Here is a 17,482-nt window from a genome sequence, read left to right as displayed (position 1 = left end):
GCTTTTAGCTAAACTCTCAAAAACAGGTAAAAAATCCTTATCAAATCCGCTAATTTCAATTTTTATAGCCATTTATATCCTTTCTTATATAATTTTTATTTTTATTATACCATAAAGGGTTTTGTTGTAAATTTTTTATATATAAAATTACATAAATAAGACAATCAAAATACAATATAAAAGATTAAAGAATAGTAAAAACGGTTTTTTAAAAAAACTAATATAAATATATGGCTAATTATATAATTAATCCTCCTCTAAGCCATCATTAATTCCTGCTTCTGCAAGTTCAAGCTGTTCTTTTTGATACACTTTATCATCTTTAAAGGCTTCAAAACTTTTTTCCCATAAAACCTTTCTTTGCTCTATATATTCTTGATCTTTACACATATTAATCCTTTTTATTTATCAGGTTTAAAACCACTATCTAAAATTATTTTTGTCATTGCACCTTTAAGTTTATCAAAACGATTTAAAGCTTGCATATTACTAACTCTATTATCATCTTTTTTATAAAACACTTTAAAAACTTCATCACTTTGTTTGTGTTTTACCATATCATCTAAACCACATTTTTCTATAAACTCACAATCTTTAGCAAAAACTTCATTTTCTACATCAAATAAATCTTGTTTATAAGCATTTGATGAATGGGGATCACAAGAATGAACATCAATAATATAATCTTGTATATTTTTTTGCATAGCAAATCCTTTAAAAAATAGTATAAATTTTTATTTTTAGAATGACTTAAAATCTTTTTTTAATTTTTATAAATATTAAGGATATTATTTTTTTATATTATGTTGATGATCTTTTTTATCAAAGTCATAAAATGTAACAAATATGGCTACGGCTATTGCAAAAGCTAAAATAATATGAATGAGATAAATCCATATTGTTTACTTTGTAATATGTTATTTTAACATATAAATTATAACAAAAAAGAAAAAAAATAAAATGAAAATAATAAGAAATTGATTTTTTATTATTTATTATGATAATCTTATTTGAGTACTTTTAAAAAGCTTAGAGTATAAAGTGTTGTGATGTAGCTTTTAAAAAGAAGAATAAAAACAAAGAAGCAGAAAACGCCCTTATAAAAATTATTAATTATATTCACTAACCATAGATGTAATAAAAAATATTGAGTAAAATATAATCAAAACAAATTTCTATTTATTTTTATAAAAACTGCATTTTTAAATTTGCTATGTTATAATTAAAAAAAGGTTGTATAAATATGAAAAATTATTATATTTCAGAAGGTGTAAAAGCTTTATTTTCTATCTATTTTAAAGATCAAACTGAAGAAAATTTCATTAAAGCTCTTAACGAATTTGCTAAAGAAAGTCAAATAAATTCTCAAGAAATAAAAGACAAATCTTTTAGAGAATTTAAAGAAGCCATTTCTAAATTACCAACTATAGATCTTTTGAATACTAGATTTGATAAGCTTGAAGATTCAGTTGATAAGCTTGAATATTCAATAGGTGCTAAACTTGATAAGCCTGAAGATTCAGTATGTGCTAAACTTGATAAGCTTGAAAACAAACTAGATAGTTTTAAAAGAGAAGTTAGAACATATGTAATTATTCTTGCTGCTTTAATGTTTATTTTACAGCCTACAATTTTTGATTTAATTTTGTCTATCTTTAAATCATTTCTAAGACAATAAGGTTTTTAGTTTTCACTTTCGTTAGTGTGTTTATCATTGAGATAATGAGCTACTAAAACCAATGTACCAAAAACGAAAGTGATAGCACCAATTAAAATAGCTATATTATAACCATCCATTTTTTCTCCTTTTTTTCAAAAAAGTTCAATCTTTAAGAAAGATTGATGATAATGCAACTACCGTTAAAATTAGCAAACTTTCGATGAGAATAATAAAAGCTCTACTATCGCCTGTTTGTAAACCATAAAGACTATTTATAAACAATCCTATGCCAATAGATTCCATGAATATTAAGATTGCTTTTGTGGGTATTTTTGTAAATATTACTATTTTTTTGAAAAAATCTTTCTTTTTTCTCCTTATCTTATAACAAAAAAAATGCTAAAAGTCAAGGGATAGAAGTACCCATAGTGGGATAAAACTATCCCACCTTAGGGTTAAGTTACACTAGATTGTTTCTAGTGTGAGAGTATTATTTTAAATGTTTTACCATAAAGTCCATTATTGCCCAAACACTTGAAATTATAGTGGCAATGCTAACAACATAAGCTCCTATAAGCCAATAGATTCCTTGTTGTTTTAATGAACTTACCGATAGTTTGATTTCACTTTGTAAGGAACTTTCCATTCGTTTGATTTCGGCTTCAAGTCCTTTAATCTCAGATTGGAATAAATCCTTGCTAACCAACTCATTTCTTATTTGCTCAATGGCTTCTTGCTTTAAATTCTCAAAATTAAGCCTTTGCGTTGTTGCTCTATCATTAGCAAATTCTTCAAAAGCTTGAATGAGTTTTTTAGCTTGATCAGTATCTGAAAAAATACTTTCCAATAATGCTTTAAAGCTCTTATTGAGTGTAATTTCTTTTTTCATGTCATATCCTTGCATGCAATTATAACATATTTTTCATGTGCGTTCTTAGGCTACATTTCCAATTTGCTTCCACCATGTTTTTTTCTCAGAGTGAAATCTATAACCTAATTGCTTGATTTTTTCATTTAAACCATAGGTATTTCCTACAATCCAATAATAACCATCTTCATTTTTCACTTTGAGTCCCAAAGATAACAAAACTTGTCTTTCATCTTCGCTAAAAGTTGTAGCATTCGATTGTGAAAAGTTTTGTGAGAAATCAACTTTCTTTTTGTTTTCATGAGTATTGTTTTGGTAAGCTTCAATATCTATAACAATATCGCTAGTTTCAGTCATTCCAACACCCATTTCTTCAGAAGAATATAATCCACTAAGTTGGAATTTTACCACTAGCCCAAGTATTTATTGTAGAAGCAGAGACATCTAATTATCTTCCTAATTCAGTTTGAGTAATGTTTAACTCTTTACACACTTCTTTAATAATATTTTCTTTCTCTTCTGTCATGCTAATCCTTTATTTTAGATTGATATTTTTTAGTAATAATTTTTTCATTACTTTTCAGAAATGAAAGGATTTGGCTCATTTTTTGAGTTTCCCTGTCTTAGTGCAGGGCTTATTATATTTTCTACTATATTTATTTTTAATCATTTCAAAATCTTCGTCATTGATTTTTCCTATGTAAGTTTTTATCCTTTTAGTATCAAAAACTCTCATTTGTCCTAAAAGTGCAACTTGTAAAGTGCCTTTATTGTCCTTAAATTTGTGAAATAAAAAGCCTTTTTTTGTTTTTAGTCTTAGAACTTAAAGGTGCGCCTAAAAATGTGCCATTATAAAAATTATTCACTACCAAAACAGGACGCGTAAAAAACTCATTTTTACCTTAAACTTCAGCACCGATATTTAAACCAATGCTAAGCCAATAAATCTTTTTTACACTAACTTTTCTGATTAATTTTACTTTGTTTAAGCTCTTTTTTCGTTCGTTCCAGCTGTCAAATTGCACTTCGTTCGTTTTATTCATTTATATCTTTTGGCATAATACTATGTAATGCTGTAAGCAGAAGTTTTATCTTTAAATATTTCTTTTCTATATTTTTCTAAGTTTTTTCATTGTTTCTCCTGTCTTTTTAAAAATTAATTCTCGATTTGTTTTTCAACTAATTTTCTCTTTCTTTTTTTAATTTATTGGTATTTTGGTTTATGATTTATATAAAAAGCAAGATCCTTATTATAACAGTTCCATTTTTTTAAATAGCGAAAAATGAAAGGAGTGATAAAGATTTTGAGATTTTTCCATGTATAAAATAAGGCAGATTTTTATTTTATCAATAGCAATTATTATTAAAAAAATAGCAGAAAATTTCATTTGCCTATATTAATGTAACTTTTTATTACAATCAGCATTTTCAAAAAACTTTATCATTATTTCAGCCTAAATTTTATCATTTAAAATTAAACTTAATATAAATCTTTTCGTATACTTTGCTCGCTCGATTTAAATATATAAAAGCATAATATTGAATAACCTCTTTTAATACTATGTAATTTTAAACAAGGCATGGTTTTTGATAAAATTTTTAGATGAAAAAATCTACAAGCTTGATTGTTTTATTGATTAATTCCAAAACAAGAACTAAAAATTAACAATCTTAGTCTATTAAAATTCTTTTTATACAATTAAAAAATAATTATTATATACAAATGTGAAAATATGGATCATACGCAAAAATATGCAGCTATAGATCTTAAGTCATTTTATGCTTCTGTTGAATGCATTTTAAGAAAATTAGATCCTCTAAATACCAATCTTGTAGTTGCGGATGAAAGTAGAACCGAAAAAACAATATGTCTTGCGGTATCTCCCGCATTAAGATCTTATAATATATCAGGCAGATTAAGACTATTTGAACTAATACAAAAAGTAAAAACAATCAATTACGAGCGCTTAAAAATTGCTAAATATTTCAGTGCAAAATCATACAATCATCTTAAACTAATAAATAATCCCAATTTAGAGCTTGATTACATTGTCGCAAAACCTAGGATGTCAACATATATAGACTATAGTTCTAAAATCCACAGTATTTATTTAAAGTATTTTGATCCAAAAGACATTCATATTTACTCCATTGATGAAGTATTTATTGATTTAACTCCTTATATCAAACATTATAAGCTATCTGCTGACAAACTCATTGAAAACATATTATTTGAAATTTTAAAAACAACTCAAATAACAGCAACTGCGGGAATAGGAACAAATCTTTACTTAGCAAAAATTGCAATGGATATATTAGCCAAAAAACAAAATATTAATAAAGATGGACTTTGCATAGGGTATTTGGATGAAATGCTTTATAGAAGAAAATTATGGCAACACACGCCCATAAATGATTTTTGGCGTATAGGCAAAGGATATGCAACAAAACTAAAAAGCATAGGCATTAACAATATGGGAGATTTAGCAAGATACTCTCTTAATAACGAGGATAAACTTTATCAAATTTTTGGAGTAAATGCTGAGTTATTAATCGATCATGCTTGGGGGTTTGAAAGCAGTACAATGCAAGCTATTAAAGAATATAAAAGCAAACATATCTCTAAGGTAATGGCTAAGGTTTTGCCTAAACCTTATAGTTTTAAAAAAGCTAGAGATATGCTTAAAGAAATCGTCGATCATATGGTTCTTGAGCTAATTGAGCAAAATTTAACATGCAATCAAATCGTTTTAGATGTACAATATGATAAAGAAAGCTTAGAAAAGGTACAAAGCTATAAGGGTCCAATGAGCAAAGATTCCTATGGAAGATCTATTCCAAAAAATGCACATTCAGCAATCAATTTGGATTACCACAGCTCTTCCTTGGAAACTATTTGCAATAAAGGTTTAGAATAATAGTTAATGCTGATTTTTTAATTAGAAAAATAAGTCTTACTCTTAATAATGTTGTAAAAAATGACACGATAAAAAAAATTAAAGAACCCAGTCTTTTTACTGACTTAGAACAGAAGGAAAATAAAAAATTTATAAAAGAAGAGAAATTACAAAAAGCTAGACTCGCGATTGTTCACAAATATGGAAAAAAATCTATTTTTAAAGCCTCGAGTCTTGAAAATGGCTTAAAAATTAATTCGCAAATAGGAGGACACAATGCCTAATAACCAAGATGATATTATTAATATTAAATACAAAAAATCTACAAAATATCCTCTTATGCCATTAGAAAAAAGAGCGGCACAGTTTGCTCCATTTTCAGTGCTTAAAGGATTTGATGAAGCAATTGAAAAAAAGAAAAAAGAAGTGGAAAGAAAGCTTGAAAAGTCTATCTATATAAACGAGTAATCATGTTTTTATGAGAAAAAATATTTTAGATATAAAAATCAATTAAAAACAAGTAAAAAAATAAGTATTTTTTTAATAGTGTATTTTTTATACTACTTTTATCTCTATATATTTTAGACTTAAAATAAAATTAATTAAAATTAGTATTAAAATTTTATCTTTTTTTCTGTGAATTTTCATATAAAAAATATTGTTTTTTATATGATTAAAAAAATAAAAAAATTATCTTGTACTTTTCACGAGCAAAAATTCAAAGAGAAAATTACAGCAAAACTATATTTATTTTGATTTATTTTTTGTTTTTTTTATCTATCATTTTTTATTTTTATTTTTATTTTTATTTTTTTACCTATCTTTACTCTAAAATTTTTGTAAATTTTTCAATTAAAAAATACTCCAAATCCAAACCCACAAAAAGACAAAAATAGTTTTAATTAAGCATTAAAAAGTCTAGCCTTAAGCAATGACATTTTTATACCTACCCTAAAGTAAAGAATGCCTATTTTTAGGGACTTTATAACATAGCTTATTGCGATTTGTCTTTTTTTTAAAAAATACACCCAAAAAATTTTTATACCTAACATTCATTAATTTCGTTAATAATATTGCCATTTTTGTACCTAACCTAAAGTATTTTTAGCCCCTGAAATAGAAAAGTATTCTTCTCACCCTTTATCACCTCATTTATTCCCCTTCTTTATCCGCTACATTTCATTGAATAATTTTCATCATTTATCCCCTCATTTATCACCCCCTTTATACCCCATCTCCCATTCCTCCCTATCTTGCATTCTACGCATTCAAATCTCATCTTAACGCTATCCTTAACACAAATCCTTATAGCCTTTATACTCATTCTTTCTCTCATTTATCACCTTATTTATCACCTCATTCTTTCTCTCATTCTCTCCCTATCTTTGCCACTTTTTAAACATATTTCTAGTATAAACTTTCCCTGATATATAAAAATACTCATTTCATACCCAAGTTAAATAAAAATACGGTTTAATTTCATAAAGCACTAAAACCACAGGAGAAAACTTATGTCTAAAACTAATACACGCCCAAGCGAAAAAACAAAATGCACAAAGTCATAGAAACTTGGTTTACCAAAATATACCTAAACAAAATAATCCACAAAGAGAAAAACGACAAATTATTTGTCAATATAACTAGCTGTCTAGCATTCATACTCTCAATCTACGGCAAAACTGAAGAAAACAAAAGCAAAATGACACCTGCTGTTATGTCTTATATCAAAAAAACAAAAAACACTTTTATTGCCAAACTAAAAAGAGTTAAAAACCATGAGAGCATTATCGATTTACAAGCCAAATACTCAAAGCTTGATATAGTTTCAGCCTATCAGTTTTTAACTCTCAAAGACAAATTCAAAATCACCAAATCAGAAATCCAAGATTTTGAAACACTAATCGATATTCTTTCAAAAAACACCCAAAAATCAAAAAAATAACCCTAAAACGATAAAAACCATTAAAAAAATCATTTTGCCTTTTAAAGGCTAATTCTGTCATTTTAAACCCTATATCCATTCAAGATACCCACTTGCAATCAAAAAAACACAAAAAAACCTACAAAAATCGCAACACAAAACAAAAACCACAGCCCATTTCAAAACTACAAAGCATTTTTGAAAATTCGCAAGAACTTCTAAAATAAGCCCTAGCTCTCATATTATCGCTATAAATCAAGCACAATCAAAAATACACGCCATGAAGAAAATTTTGCAGTTTTTAGCTCTAAAGTCTATTTTTGCCAAAAATCTTACACAATAACTCGATTATCAACAATGCTTAAAAACCTACAAAATAGATATTTTAAAAGCTTTTTACAAATCGCAAAATGTCGGTAAAACATTAGCATAATTTGCCTACAACAATAAGATTTAAACGCCTATATTTAGGCTATATTATTGCATTATGCTCATTGGCTCAACTTTTTACATTTTTTTCAAAAAAGCAAAAGAGCCTAAAAATAAGGGTTTTAGCATAATAAGCCCTGAATATTGATATTTTATTTTTTTTTATTACACTTTTTAGTATATTTTTTCAACAATAAAAATTAAATTAATATTAAAAACCCTATAAAATAGTATTTTAAACAAACTCTTTTTTGTAGTTAAGTTGTAATAAAGTTGCACTCAAGTTATAGTAAAAATAACATTAACTACATATTAACTACACTTTTACTTCAAAAAACATGCAAATTTTCACATTTTTGTAGTTAAAGTGTAGTGAAAGTGTAATAAAGTTGAACTCAAATTGTAGTTATGTTGAAAATAATTGTAATAAAGTTGAACTCAAGTTGTAGTTATGTTGTAGTAAAAGTGTAGTGAAGTTGAAATAAAAATTACATAAACATAAACTATACTTGAAGTAAAGTTGTATCACATATTGAAACAAAATTACATATTGCTTGAAAACAACTTGTAATATATGTATTTTATTTAGTTGATTTGTAATTAACTCGCAATAGCTTATATTTTAACTCCAACAGGAAAAGTAATAGGCACTCCTATTGAAGGAGCGGTTGATTCTGACATACTTTTTGGACTATTGAAAGGTTTAGAAGATTATAAGAAAGGACAATTAGGTTTTTAGCGTGAAAAAAACATAGAAAAATTAATTTTAGAAGCCTATGAAGATAGTAAAACTAAATTTGACCATGTTACTACAGGGCATATCAGTCAATATTTGAAAAGAAAATATGATTTAAAAATCAATTGTAGTAAGGCATTAATAGAAGCAGGCTTTGATCTTGAAAAAGATGAAAACGAACCTTCTTTAGTTTATGTTAAAAAAGCTACCACAAGAAACAAGACTTCAAATCGTGATCAAATTCAAAACAAAGTTGAAGAGAAACCTTTGTTGTTTCAATTTGCCTATTTTCCCAATTTTCTAAATACACTCCAAGAGCTTTCTAATATAGCTCAAAAAGAATTTTGGGGAAATGGAAATAATATTTTATTTTCTTATCTATTTAAATATTTTGAGTTCATTTATGAAAATAAAAGCTATCCTGATATTATTACTTATAATAAAGATAAAACAAAGGCATGTTTCAATACAGGTTTGTATAGTACAGGTGTTTTTCCAATATTTGCATGCTTTGAAAAGCAGGAAAATGGAGGATATATTTTTAGAAAATTTTGTTCTAATGGAGATAGAGTTTTAGATGATTTAGAAATACCTAAATCTTTAAGCGATTATGATACATTCAAAAATGAAATCATTTTTGATAGTAAATTAGATTTTAGAGTAAATCATTTGCATCTTTTTGAGAGAAAAGAGCGATTACCTGAAATTGTGAAAAAACTAAATGATAGGTTCATAGGACACATTATTAATGGTGAATTGAAAATCATCAAAGATAATTATAATCTTCAAAAGATGATTATTCCTGCAGCTTATAAGCAAAGGGTAGTTTTATACATTCCTTTGAAACTTCAAGAAGAATCAGTTGATACGATAGTTGTAGTTGAAAAAGAGGAAGTTAAAAACGAACAGTATTACGCTGTGAGAACTATACTAAATCCGCAAGACAATATTTACAAAACCGCAAGAGTTCTTTCAATAGTTGAATCTGAATGGGTAAAAAACACCATTTGAAAGTAAAAACATTGGTAAAATAGGCTTTTGAGATAAGTCATTTTACCATGTAATTTTATTTCCAAAAAAAGAAATGGAAAGAAAGCTTGAAAAAAGTACTTACAAGTGTGAATAATAATATTTTTTGTAAAAATTTGATATGATTTAAGAATATTAATCCAATATTAGAGAAATTCATGCCAACAGAACAAACCGATCTTGAATATTTGTTTTCTAAAGAAAGATTAGAATCTTATAATAATATTTACGAACATTTTGATAATTTAAAAATGATTGCAAGCATAACAACAAAAATAGCAATACTTGAACTAGTATTAAGAAATTTACTAGATAAACATATGAAAGAAAAAGATTTAGAATGGTTAAGAAATTATAACGAAGAAAACATCAAACAAAAAATAATTAAATTGCAAAACAAAGAAATATTAGATAACAATCAACTCATTTCAAGAATTTCTTTAGGAGATGTAATATTTATAATTAAGCTAGAACACTTAGAGGCAAAAATAATTAATTCTTCTAATATAAATTTTAAAAAATATTATGCACACAACAAAGAATATTACTTTCACTATGTAAATAATAAAAAATATAAAAATAGTTTTAGCAATATAGAAAAAGCAAATATTGTTCTTAACCTTTTACTCACAATCAGAAATAGAAGTTTTCACTGGGAAAATTTATATAAAACAAAAATAACAAATCAAAAGGCTTTAGCTCCTAGAATCACCACAAAATCACATAATACCTTTATAGGCGTTATGCCAAATAAAATCAATGCTTTTTTAAGTGATTTAATAGAGAGTTTTGAAAAAGATTTGAATAGCTACTTAAAATAGTATTTAAGATGGGCGATCTCGATCCGCCCTTATAATGATTTTAAATTATATCATACAATAAAAAAATTGTCAATTTAGTTTATATTTAGTATTGCTCTAAAATGTTGATTGTATAATAACATAATATTTAGATTTTCGTTTTAAAGGAGTGCAAATGAGTGATACTATTATTTTAGGTATTTTATTAGAGAAGTACAATAATGCTAAATATAAAAAAGTCGGAAACTGTATTAAACTTCGTTATCAATATAACAATGCAAATGTGAATTTATATTTTGATGGTTATGATAAAAATTATCCTTCAACTTCTATATTTTTATCAATAAAATTTTGTAAAATTTGATTTAAATCATCTTTTGCAATAGAATCATCTGCAACACCGACAACAATATCTTCCATAACTTCAGCAAATTTATCATTATATTTACCATCTAAATCTAAAAAGTGCATACCTAGAAATATCGAAGTCCGTTTATTTCCATCAGCAAATGGATGAAATTTTACACAGGAAAATATTAAATGTGTAATTTTATCAGTTATTGTAGGATAATAATCATCGTTTTTTATATGCTCTAATGCGCTAGCCAAATATCCTATTTGTGTTTCATTATAACCACTTAATCCGCCTGTTTTTTCAATAATCTTTTCGTGTATAGCAATAGCTTCGCTTAGTTCTATATATTTCATTTATTTTTAAGTCTTTGAAACACCGCATTTATAGCAGGTTTTTCTAATTCTTTTTCCATTTTTGCCATAGTTTTTTTAACTGCTTCTCTCTCAGCTAAATATTCTTTATTATTTTTTTGTTGCGTATTATATTCTGTGGTTTTCATTTTACTACCCTCTTTATTCTTTCAATTAATATCCTAAATACTGTATAGACTATTTTAACATTTATATTTGATTAGCAAATCAATATGAAGCTAAAAAAATTAATTTGCTAATTATACCCAAATTAATTTTCATTAAGCAATAAATAAAACAATCAAGTCAAATAAAAAAGAAATCCGTTTCAAACCCCTAAAAAATAGGTATTTTATAGCAAAAATACTTGCAAAATTTATTAAAATATGGTATAATTTTATTAAAAATATGAATAAGTTATAATTGAAAGGAATAAAGATGGATAAAGTAGAAGTAAAACTTAAAAAATCAAAAATGACTACAACCGAAAAACTCATACTTACTCTTTGGCTTTCTTGCGGAGTTGCAGCTATTGTTTTGCTTTTGGTATATTTAAAAATTATCACTAGCTTTATAGGTATTTTAGGGCTTTTATCTGTATCTAGCCTTGTAATTGCTTTTGTATTATTCCTTGCTAAAAATATAAAAATAGTTCCCTATGATGAGAAAAAGCATGGGGGAACAAGTGAAATTGGGGGATATATAGAAAGCGATCCTCGTAAATTTGATTATATATTCGGTGCTATACGAGATCACTAAGCCTAACTAAAAAGCTAGACTTATTTTTTGCTCATAGCATCAAATAAACCTTGAGCTTCTTTTGCAAGCTCATTACCTGATTTGCTTGCATCTTGTACTGCATAAGAGCTAGGATTTACTCCCATTCTCCTGTTAGCATTTTGTTCTGCTATGGCATCTTTAGCGCTATTATTAACCACATTAGAAGTGCTTGTTCCTTGATTTTTGAAATTACTTATAGTAGCTCCACTTTGCTGACTGAATTCATTTCTTATATTATTTCCCCCTGCTGTTCCTAAGTTATTTAGACTATTTTGATTAGCTACTGTATCATTATTATGAGCATTGTTAGCTCCTACACTTGAAGGACTGTAATAAGATTTATTGCTAACATCATGAATTCCATCAGCATTTGGCTTAGCTGTATTCATATTAGCATAATGCAACAAGCCTTGCAAATCTCCCCTTGCGGCTAAGTTTTCTAACCCTTTAGCTGCAGCAGCAACTTGTTGTTCTCTAGTTCCACCCAAATTATTTTCAGCAATGTAATTTTCAGCCATATTAGGTAAATTACTTGTTTGAATAGCTTCACTGTATTGACTTGCTTCGCTATAAGAATGTGCTTTTTGTTTAGCATCAGCAAATTCACTGCCTGTGCTTGTGGATAGAGCATTAGAATAAGCAGAAGCCACACTATCACTAGATTTAATGATATTGCCAAGTTTTTCAGCATACATTTTATCAAATGCAGCCTGTCCTTCTTTACTTAGGCTTCTTGAATATTCTTGTGTTTCAGTTGAACTTGTACCTATTGAAGCTGTTCCTCTAATTTCTCCACCTATTTTTCCACCATTTCCAAAGATTTCAATCCCTGCTGAGCCACTAGCATAAGCGCTAATACTTCCTTCTAAAGCTTTTTTGTCTGCTTCAGAGAAGCTAGATTTATCGCCCAACACTTCGCTCATAGTCTCTCTTAAAGCTTGTGCTTCTGCTTTCTCAATTGCTTTAGTATCTTCAACTCCTGCGCCATGATTTCTAAGGTAGTTAGAAGTAATACCTTGATTAATGCCTGTTTTATGAGTATCGGCAATAGAATTAGCAAGCGAATCTTGTCTAGTTTGGGTTTCACTTTGTGCATGTTTTGCATCAAGTCCCGCAATGCTCATATTTGTAATTTCACCATTACTTCCTAATGCAAAATTTGTATTTGTATTCACATCTTTAACTGTTGTTCCACCGCCTGTTATAGCAGACATACTAAATCTACCACCCCCTGCACTTATAGCACTTTGCAAGCTCATCACACCTGCACCCACAGCCCAAACTTCATCTCCTCTAGGAGCAGCAATGCTAGTTTGTGTAGATAAGGCTTGCTGATTTGCAAAGCTTCCAGCAGCTCTTGAAGCACCTGTTAGAGCTTGAGATAATCCAGAAGCAAAAGTTATAAATCCTTGCTCACTTGCTTTAGCAATTGCATAAGCTAAAACAGGAGTACTCATTACAAGATAATTCATGAAATTTGATCTACTTGCTACTTCTTTGAATATAAGCATGTTATCTCCTAAGCTTAAAGCTGCTTTTCCACCTGTTATTACTTGTGCAACTTTCATAAGATTATAATCATTTAGATAATTAATAATACAAAGTATAGGAGTCCAAAGCACTATCCAAATACATAGAGTAAAAAACATCTTAATATGAGCGTAAGAGCCAAATACAATAGAAAGCAAAGCAACAAGCCAAGATAAACCTATGATAATAGCTGTTAAATAAGCTTTAGCTAAAGGCAAATAAGTTTGTGCCATGTGTCCTTGTGCTTGCATACTTGCATAAAATTGCTGATCCACATAAGCAGTATTTGCAGCCACAGAAGCAGGATTTAATCCTACTGATTTAGCGGTATTAATGATTGCATCTTGAGAAGCAAGCATTATCATGGATTGCTGTAAATAAGATCTAGCACTTACAGCTTGTTCGTTATAGATTTGTGCAGCGCCTAAGAACTTTTGCTCATAATTTGTCATATCATCTACCATACCAAGCAAAGCAGCATGAATCTTCATAGCTTCATCTGTATCGTTTTGAATCATTTCAACGATTTGAGGACCTGCATCAGAACAAGGCACAACACTTTGTTCTTCAACATTATTATTATTTTTAAACAAAGGAGTAAGCTGAGAGCCATTGCCTATATTTGTGAAAAGATCTTGCATTAAATTATCAGAATTTTGAAAAAGATTTCTACCTTATTGATTAAGTAAGATACCTACTGAAACACAGTTTCTAAAGTAAAAATCAATATTTTTTTGCAAAGTTGCATCAATAGCCGAAAGCTTTACGCTTGGTAAAGTACTCATCACTTGAAGTGAAAAACCTAAACCTGCGTTAGAAAAATTTGTAGATTGTGGAGTTGAAAAATGTTTTTCCATAGCTTCTAGGATAACCTTCTCAAATTGTGTCATTAATGCAAAGCTTTTTCCTATGCCTATAGGAATTTGAGAAATGACATAATCTTTACTTGTTACTTCATCGTGAATCATGAAGCGGTGATTATTGTCATTTGGCGCCCTTAAAAACATGTGCCACACTACAGCAAAAAGTATAAACATTTTTCCAAATTCAAACACAGGATTTGTTTGTCCATCCATTGCTTTTTTAATACTAAAAAGCAATAATGAAATAGCTAAGGCTGCATTAACGATATAACTTGTTTCAGTGGTTATTCCTTTAACAGCTTGCATGATTTCATTCATTACATCGCCATAACCCCAAGTATAAATTAAATTGCTATTAGCTATTTCAGTTGCACCAAATAAAAATGAAGGTGCAAAAAACAAAGTGCTAAAGAATAACAAGTAAAATCTTTTCATGGATTATATTAAAGAAGCTAAAGAATTTGTTTGGTATAATTATAAAAGGTAGATGCCAAAGGCGGCTACCTTTGGCATTAATCATAACCTAGAAAGGCGGTGATTAAATTGCTAAACATTGTTCTAATAATTATACTCTTAATGCTTTGCTATGTCAAGGCTTCTTGAGTATCCCCTGCTTTTGCAGGGTTTAGAACAATCCCTTTGGCTTACCAAACAAACTTTTAACTAAACTTCTCTTCTTCTATTGAATTTCTATATTATTTTATATTTTTAATATTTGCACCAAATAAAAATGAAGGTGCAAAAAACAAAGTGCTAAGGAATAACAAGTAAAATCTTTTCATGGACTATATTAAAGAAGTTAAAGAGTTTGTTTGGTATAATTATAAAAGGGTGCAACGCCAAAGGGCTGCAACCCTTTAACGTTAAATTTACCGCCCAGAAGGGAGGTGAGTTTTAATGCTCAAAATTGTTCTAATAATTATACTCTTAATGCTTTGCTATGTCAAGGCTTATTGAGTATCCCCTGCTTTTGCAGGGTTTAGAACAATCCCTTTGGCTTACCAAACAAACTTTTAACTAAGCCTATCTTCCTTTCTATTGATTTATTTTATTTTTTAGTTTATATTTTTCTTGCTTATGCTAAAAGATAAGATTCAATCATAAATAAAATGTATTAAGAAGCTAAAGAATTTGTTTGGTATAATTGCATTTAAGGGTTTTGCCACAAGGCTGCAACCCTGTGGCATAATCACACCCTAGAAAGGGGGTGAACTATATGACACGACTCATACTTATAATTATACTACTTTGTATAATTACTGTCAAGGCTTATTAGCCTTGCCCCTTTGGGGGTGAGTTTCCCCTTGTGGCTTACCAAACAAACTTTTAACTAAATTTCTCTTCTTCTATTGAATTTCTATATTTTTTTATATTTTTTATTTGAACTAAATAATAAACTTAACAAGATTTAAATTTACCAAATCTACTATCTTTTTACTTCAATCTCACATTCATAATCATATTAGATAAAAAGATACTATCTTTATCAAAGTCTTTTGAGTTATATTCATTTTTTGATTGTATAGTTTGCATTAAAGTTGAAAGATTGTATAAACTTAAACTTTCTAATATATTTATGAGTTCTATCTTGCTTAAAGTATTAAAATCATTTAACAATCTAAGATAATTACTTATAATAGAAGAAGAATTTATATTATGAAATACAATTTTATTTTTCATATCTTTTTTAATAAAAAATTGATTATTTTTTATATAAAAATAATCTTTAAGATGATGATTGCTTAATATTTGATTGTAAAAACTTAAAAGACTTTCTTTGCTGTTTAAGTCTATAAAATTAAGATAAAAATTCTTTTCTTCTAAGGCTAATTTTAAAGCATTAAGATTAGTAAAAGAAGCATTAAGATTTTCATTATTTTTTAAAGCATAAACGATATTTTCTTGTTCTTGTTTTTGGGTAATAGCATATTGTAATAAAGGATTTTTATAATGTGTATCGCTATTGATTAAAACATTGATATAAAAAGCTTCTTTGCTTTTTTGAGTTAATTGAAGCAAAGATAAAAGTGTAGAAGGGATATAAAAAGAATCAAGCTTTAAATTTAAATACTTATCATAAGTATTTATATAAGTTAATTCTTGAGTAAAATCCAAAGCTTGTTCTTTTAAATTTAAAAGCATTGTTCCACCTAATCCTAATAAAGCTAGATTTTTGAAATTCTCTAAAGCTTTTCTTTTTTCTAAATCGATTTGAAGTATTTTTTGCATTGTTTTTCCTTTTATTTGTGGTTTACTCTTTTATATTATGCTCTTTAGCATAAGCTAGTATCTTAGCTCTTAAATCCTCTGGAAAATTATATCTATAAATAGCAGGAATTCTTGGATCAAGAAGTCTATCAAGCTTATGTCTTTTATAATACCATTCTAGTTTTTCAGGGGTAAAATATCTTGGTGCATTAGGATAGCCTTGAGGAGGAGTTAAGGCTGCTAGTTTGGCAGTTAATATCATAGAATCTATTCTTAATTGTGCACTTTCTTCACTCCGATCATTTGGAATATCATAACCATAGGCATTTACCATACCATTAGAATATCCATCCATATAACGATCAAATTCTCTTCTGCTTTCATAAGTAGAATCTATATCCCTTGGATCTTTTATTTTACCCTCAACTATATCACTTCTTAAGGCTTTGTATATACTTCCAAATTCATCTTCAGAAATTTGATATTCGTTATAATCAATCACCCAATCTACTCCCATAATCTCATCTATAAAAGGAAGCATACCAAATTCATCAGGTTTTAAAGTCTTAGCTAAGGTTTTAATCTCTTGTTCTCTTAAAGGATTTTTATGCACTCCTACTAAACCACTTCCTACAGCAATATCTGCATAACCATAAATAGCACCTAATAAATTAGGTTTATCTAATATACTACTTCCTCCACTTAATTGTATATAAAGTATAGTAGCTTGGATAAATCTTGCATTAAAACCATTTTGAGACATATCATTAGCTAGGTATTTATAATCACCTAATATTCCTGCTGCCATACCCCATTCATTATGAAATAAACTTGATCTTAGATTATGTTTATTATCATCTACTATTCTATATAATTTTTCATATTTAGGATCTACATTTCCTTTTTCATCTACAGCTCCTATAGCTTCATAAGGTATATCTATAACAACACTTCTTATACCACTTCTTATAACTAAATATTTATATCTTTCTTTTTTAGTTTTTAAAGATTTATAATAAGCTTTTTCTGCTTTAGTCCAAGGAGCTATAGCTCCTT

The 17,482-nt window shown here is 27.9% G+C and carries 17 protein-coding genes and 1 pseudogene; 7 read left to right on the top strand and 11 right to left on the bottom strand.

Annotated elements, in window-relative coordinates; translation table 11 throughout:
• Positions 1-246: 246 nt before the first annotated feature.
• Together AJN70_RS09725 and AJN70_RS08430 are read right to left on the bottom strand one after the other, a co-directional pair.
• Complete coding sequence (locus AJN70_RS09725) at positions 247-390, bottom strand: hypothetical protein (RefSeq protein WP_002807233.1); 144 nt, start codon at positions 388-390, stop codon at positions 247-249.
• Between the two features lie 11 nt (positions 391-401).
• Positions 402-704 carry a hypothetical protein gene (locus tag AJN70_RS08430; protein ID WP_053872942.1) on the bottom strand — a complete coding sequence of 101 codons (303 nt, stop codon included), beginning with the start codon at positions 702-704 and terminating at the stop codon, positions 402-404.
• Between the two features lie 539 nt (positions 705-1,243).
• Here AJN70_RS08430 and AJN70_RS08425 point away from each other — a divergent pair.
• Entirely contained in the window at positions 1,244-1,678 is a 435-nt protein-coding gene (locus tag AJN70_RS08425; RefSeq protein ID WP_002881961.1) for a hypothetical protein, read from the top strand.
• 472 nt (positions 1,679-2,150) lie between these two features.
• Here AJN70_RS08425 and AJN70_RS08420 read toward each other — a convergent pair whose 3' ends face one another.
• The 3 genes from AJN70_RS08420 to AJN70_RS09720 all read right to left on the bottom strand — a co-directional run bounded on the left by AJN70_RS08420 (position 2,151) and on the right by AJN70_RS09720 (position 3,571).
• Positions 2,151-2,549, bottom strand: coding sequence for a hypothetical protein (locus AJN70_RS08420; protein WP_002881957.1), 399 nt, complete (start codon positions 2,547-2,549; stop codon positions 2,151-2,153).
• A 45-nt stretch (positions 2,550-2,594) separates the two neighbouring features.
• Positions 2,595-2,885, bottom strand: a complete 291-nt coding sequence (locus AJN70_RS08415) for a hypothetical protein (protein ID WP_002881956.1) — start codon at positions 2,883-2,885, stop codon at positions 2,595-2,597.
• 545 nt (positions 2,886-3,430) lie between these two features.
• Complete coding sequence (locus AJN70_RS09720) at positions 3,431-3,571, bottom strand: hypothetical protein (RefSeq protein ID WP_002881954.1); 141 nt, start codon at positions 3,569-3,571, stop codon at positions 3,431-3,433.
• A gap of 690 nt (positions 3,572-4,261) precedes the next feature.
• Here AJN70_RS09720 and AJN70_RS08410 point away from each other — a divergent pair.
• Together AJN70_RS08410 and AJN70_RS08405 are read left to right on the top strand one after the other, a co-directional pair.
• Positions 4,262-5,446, top strand: coding sequence for a DNA methylase (locus tag AJN70_RS08410; protein WP_261670015.1), 1,185 nt, complete (start codon positions 4,262-4,264; stop codon positions 5,444-5,446).
• A gap of 255 nt (positions 5,447-5,701) precedes the next feature.
• Complete coding sequence (locus tag AJN70_RS08405) at positions 5,702-5,893, top strand: hypothetical protein (RefSeq protein WP_002881951.1); 192 nt, start codon at positions 5,702-5,704, stop codon at positions 5,891-5,893.
• A gap of 697 nt (positions 5,894-6,590) precedes the next feature.
• Here AJN70_RS08405 and AJN70_RS09715 read toward each other — a convergent pair.
• A complete protein-coding gene (locus tag AJN70_RS09715; RefSeq protein WP_002807115.1) occupies positions 6,591-6,761 on the bottom strand; it encodes a hypothetical protein in 171 nt (56 codons plus the stop codon).
• Between the two features lie 213 nt (positions 6,762-6,974).
• Here AJN70_RS09715 and AJN70_RS08400 point away from each other — a divergent pair, with 213 nt between their 5' ends.
• The 3 genes from AJN70_RS08400 (at position 6,975) to AJN70_RS08390 (ending at position 10,361) form a co-directional block, all read left to right on the top strand.
• A complete protein-coding gene (locus AJN70_RS08400) occupies positions 6,975-7,367 on the top strand; it encodes a hypothetical protein (RefSeq protein ID WP_032599976.1) in 393 nt (130 codons plus the stop codon).
• A 1,159-nt stretch (positions 7,368-8,526) separates the two neighbouring features.
• A complete protein-coding gene (locus AJN70_RS08395) occupies positions 8,527-9,522 on the top strand; it encodes a DUF3825 domain-containing protein (protein ID WP_070295691.1) in 996 nt (331 codons plus the stop codon).
• Between the two features lie 176 nt (positions 9,523-9,698).
• Positions 9,699-10,361, top strand: a complete 663-nt coding sequence (locus tag AJN70_RS08390) for a hypothetical protein (RefSeq protein ID WP_002871457.1) — start codon at positions 9,699-9,701, stop codon at positions 10,359-10,361.
• A gap of 294 nt (positions 10,362-10,655) precedes the next feature.
• Here AJN70_RS08390 and AJN70_RS08380 read toward each other — a convergent pair whose 3' ends face one another.
• Both AJN70_RS08380 and AJN70_RS09710 read right to left on the bottom strand, forming a co-directional pair.
• On the bottom strand, positions 10,656-11,048 hold the full coding sequence (locus AJN70_RS08380; RefSeq protein WP_002861538.1) for a type II toxin-antitoxin system death-on-curing family toxin: 393 nt from the start codon (positions 11,046-11,048) through the stop codon (positions 10,656-10,658).
• The gene (locus AJN70_RS09710; RefSeq protein WP_002807582.1) at positions 11,045-11,194 is read right to left on the bottom strand and encodes a hypothetical protein; all 150 of its coding nucleotides are present in this window, start codon (positions 11,192-11,194) and stop codon (positions 11,045-11,047) included. Before AJN70_RS09710 ends, AJN70_RS08380 begins: the two co-directional genes overlap by 4 nt.
• 289 nt (positions 11,195-11,483) lie before the next feature.
• On the opposite strand from AJN70_RS09710, the gene AJN70_RS08375 reads away from it, so the two are divergent.
• The gene (locus AJN70_RS08375; protein WP_052796228.1) at positions 11,484-11,804 is read left to right on the top strand and encodes a hypothetical protein; all 321 of its coding nucleotides are present in this window, start codon (positions 11,484-11,486) and stop codon (positions 11,802-11,804) included.
• A 20-nt stretch (positions 11,805-11,824) separates the two neighbouring features.
• Here the strand turns inward: AJN70_RS08375 and AJN70_RS08370 are convergent.
• The 3 genes and pseudogenes from AJN70_RS08370 to AJN70_RS08360 all read right to left on the bottom strand — a co-directional run.
• Positions 11,825-14,653: pseudogene (locus AJN70_RS08370) on the bottom strand (conjugal transfer protein TraG N-terminal domain-containing protein).
• Between the two features lie 999 nt (positions 14,654-15,652).
• The gene (locus tag AJN70_RS08365; protein WP_070282253.1) at positions 15,653-16,447 is read right to left on the bottom strand and encodes a hypothetical protein; all 795 of its coding nucleotides are present in this window, start codon (positions 16,445-16,447) and stop codon (positions 15,653-15,655) included.
• Between the two features lie 22 nt (positions 16,448-16,469).
• Positions 16,470-17,482, bottom strand: a 1,013-nt coding sequence (locus AJN70_RS08360; RefSeq protein WP_261670005.1) for a hypothetical protein, incomplete at its 5' end; no start/stop codon positions are given.

The sequence above is a fragment of the Campylobacter sp. BCW_4341 genome (genome assembly GCF_001764255.1).
GTDB classification, from domain to species: Bacteria; Campylobacterota; Campylobacteria; order Campylobacterales; family Campylobacteraceae; genus Campylobacter_D; species Campylobacter_D jejuni.
This window is presented reverse-complemented; position numbering and strand designations above follow the sequence as displayed.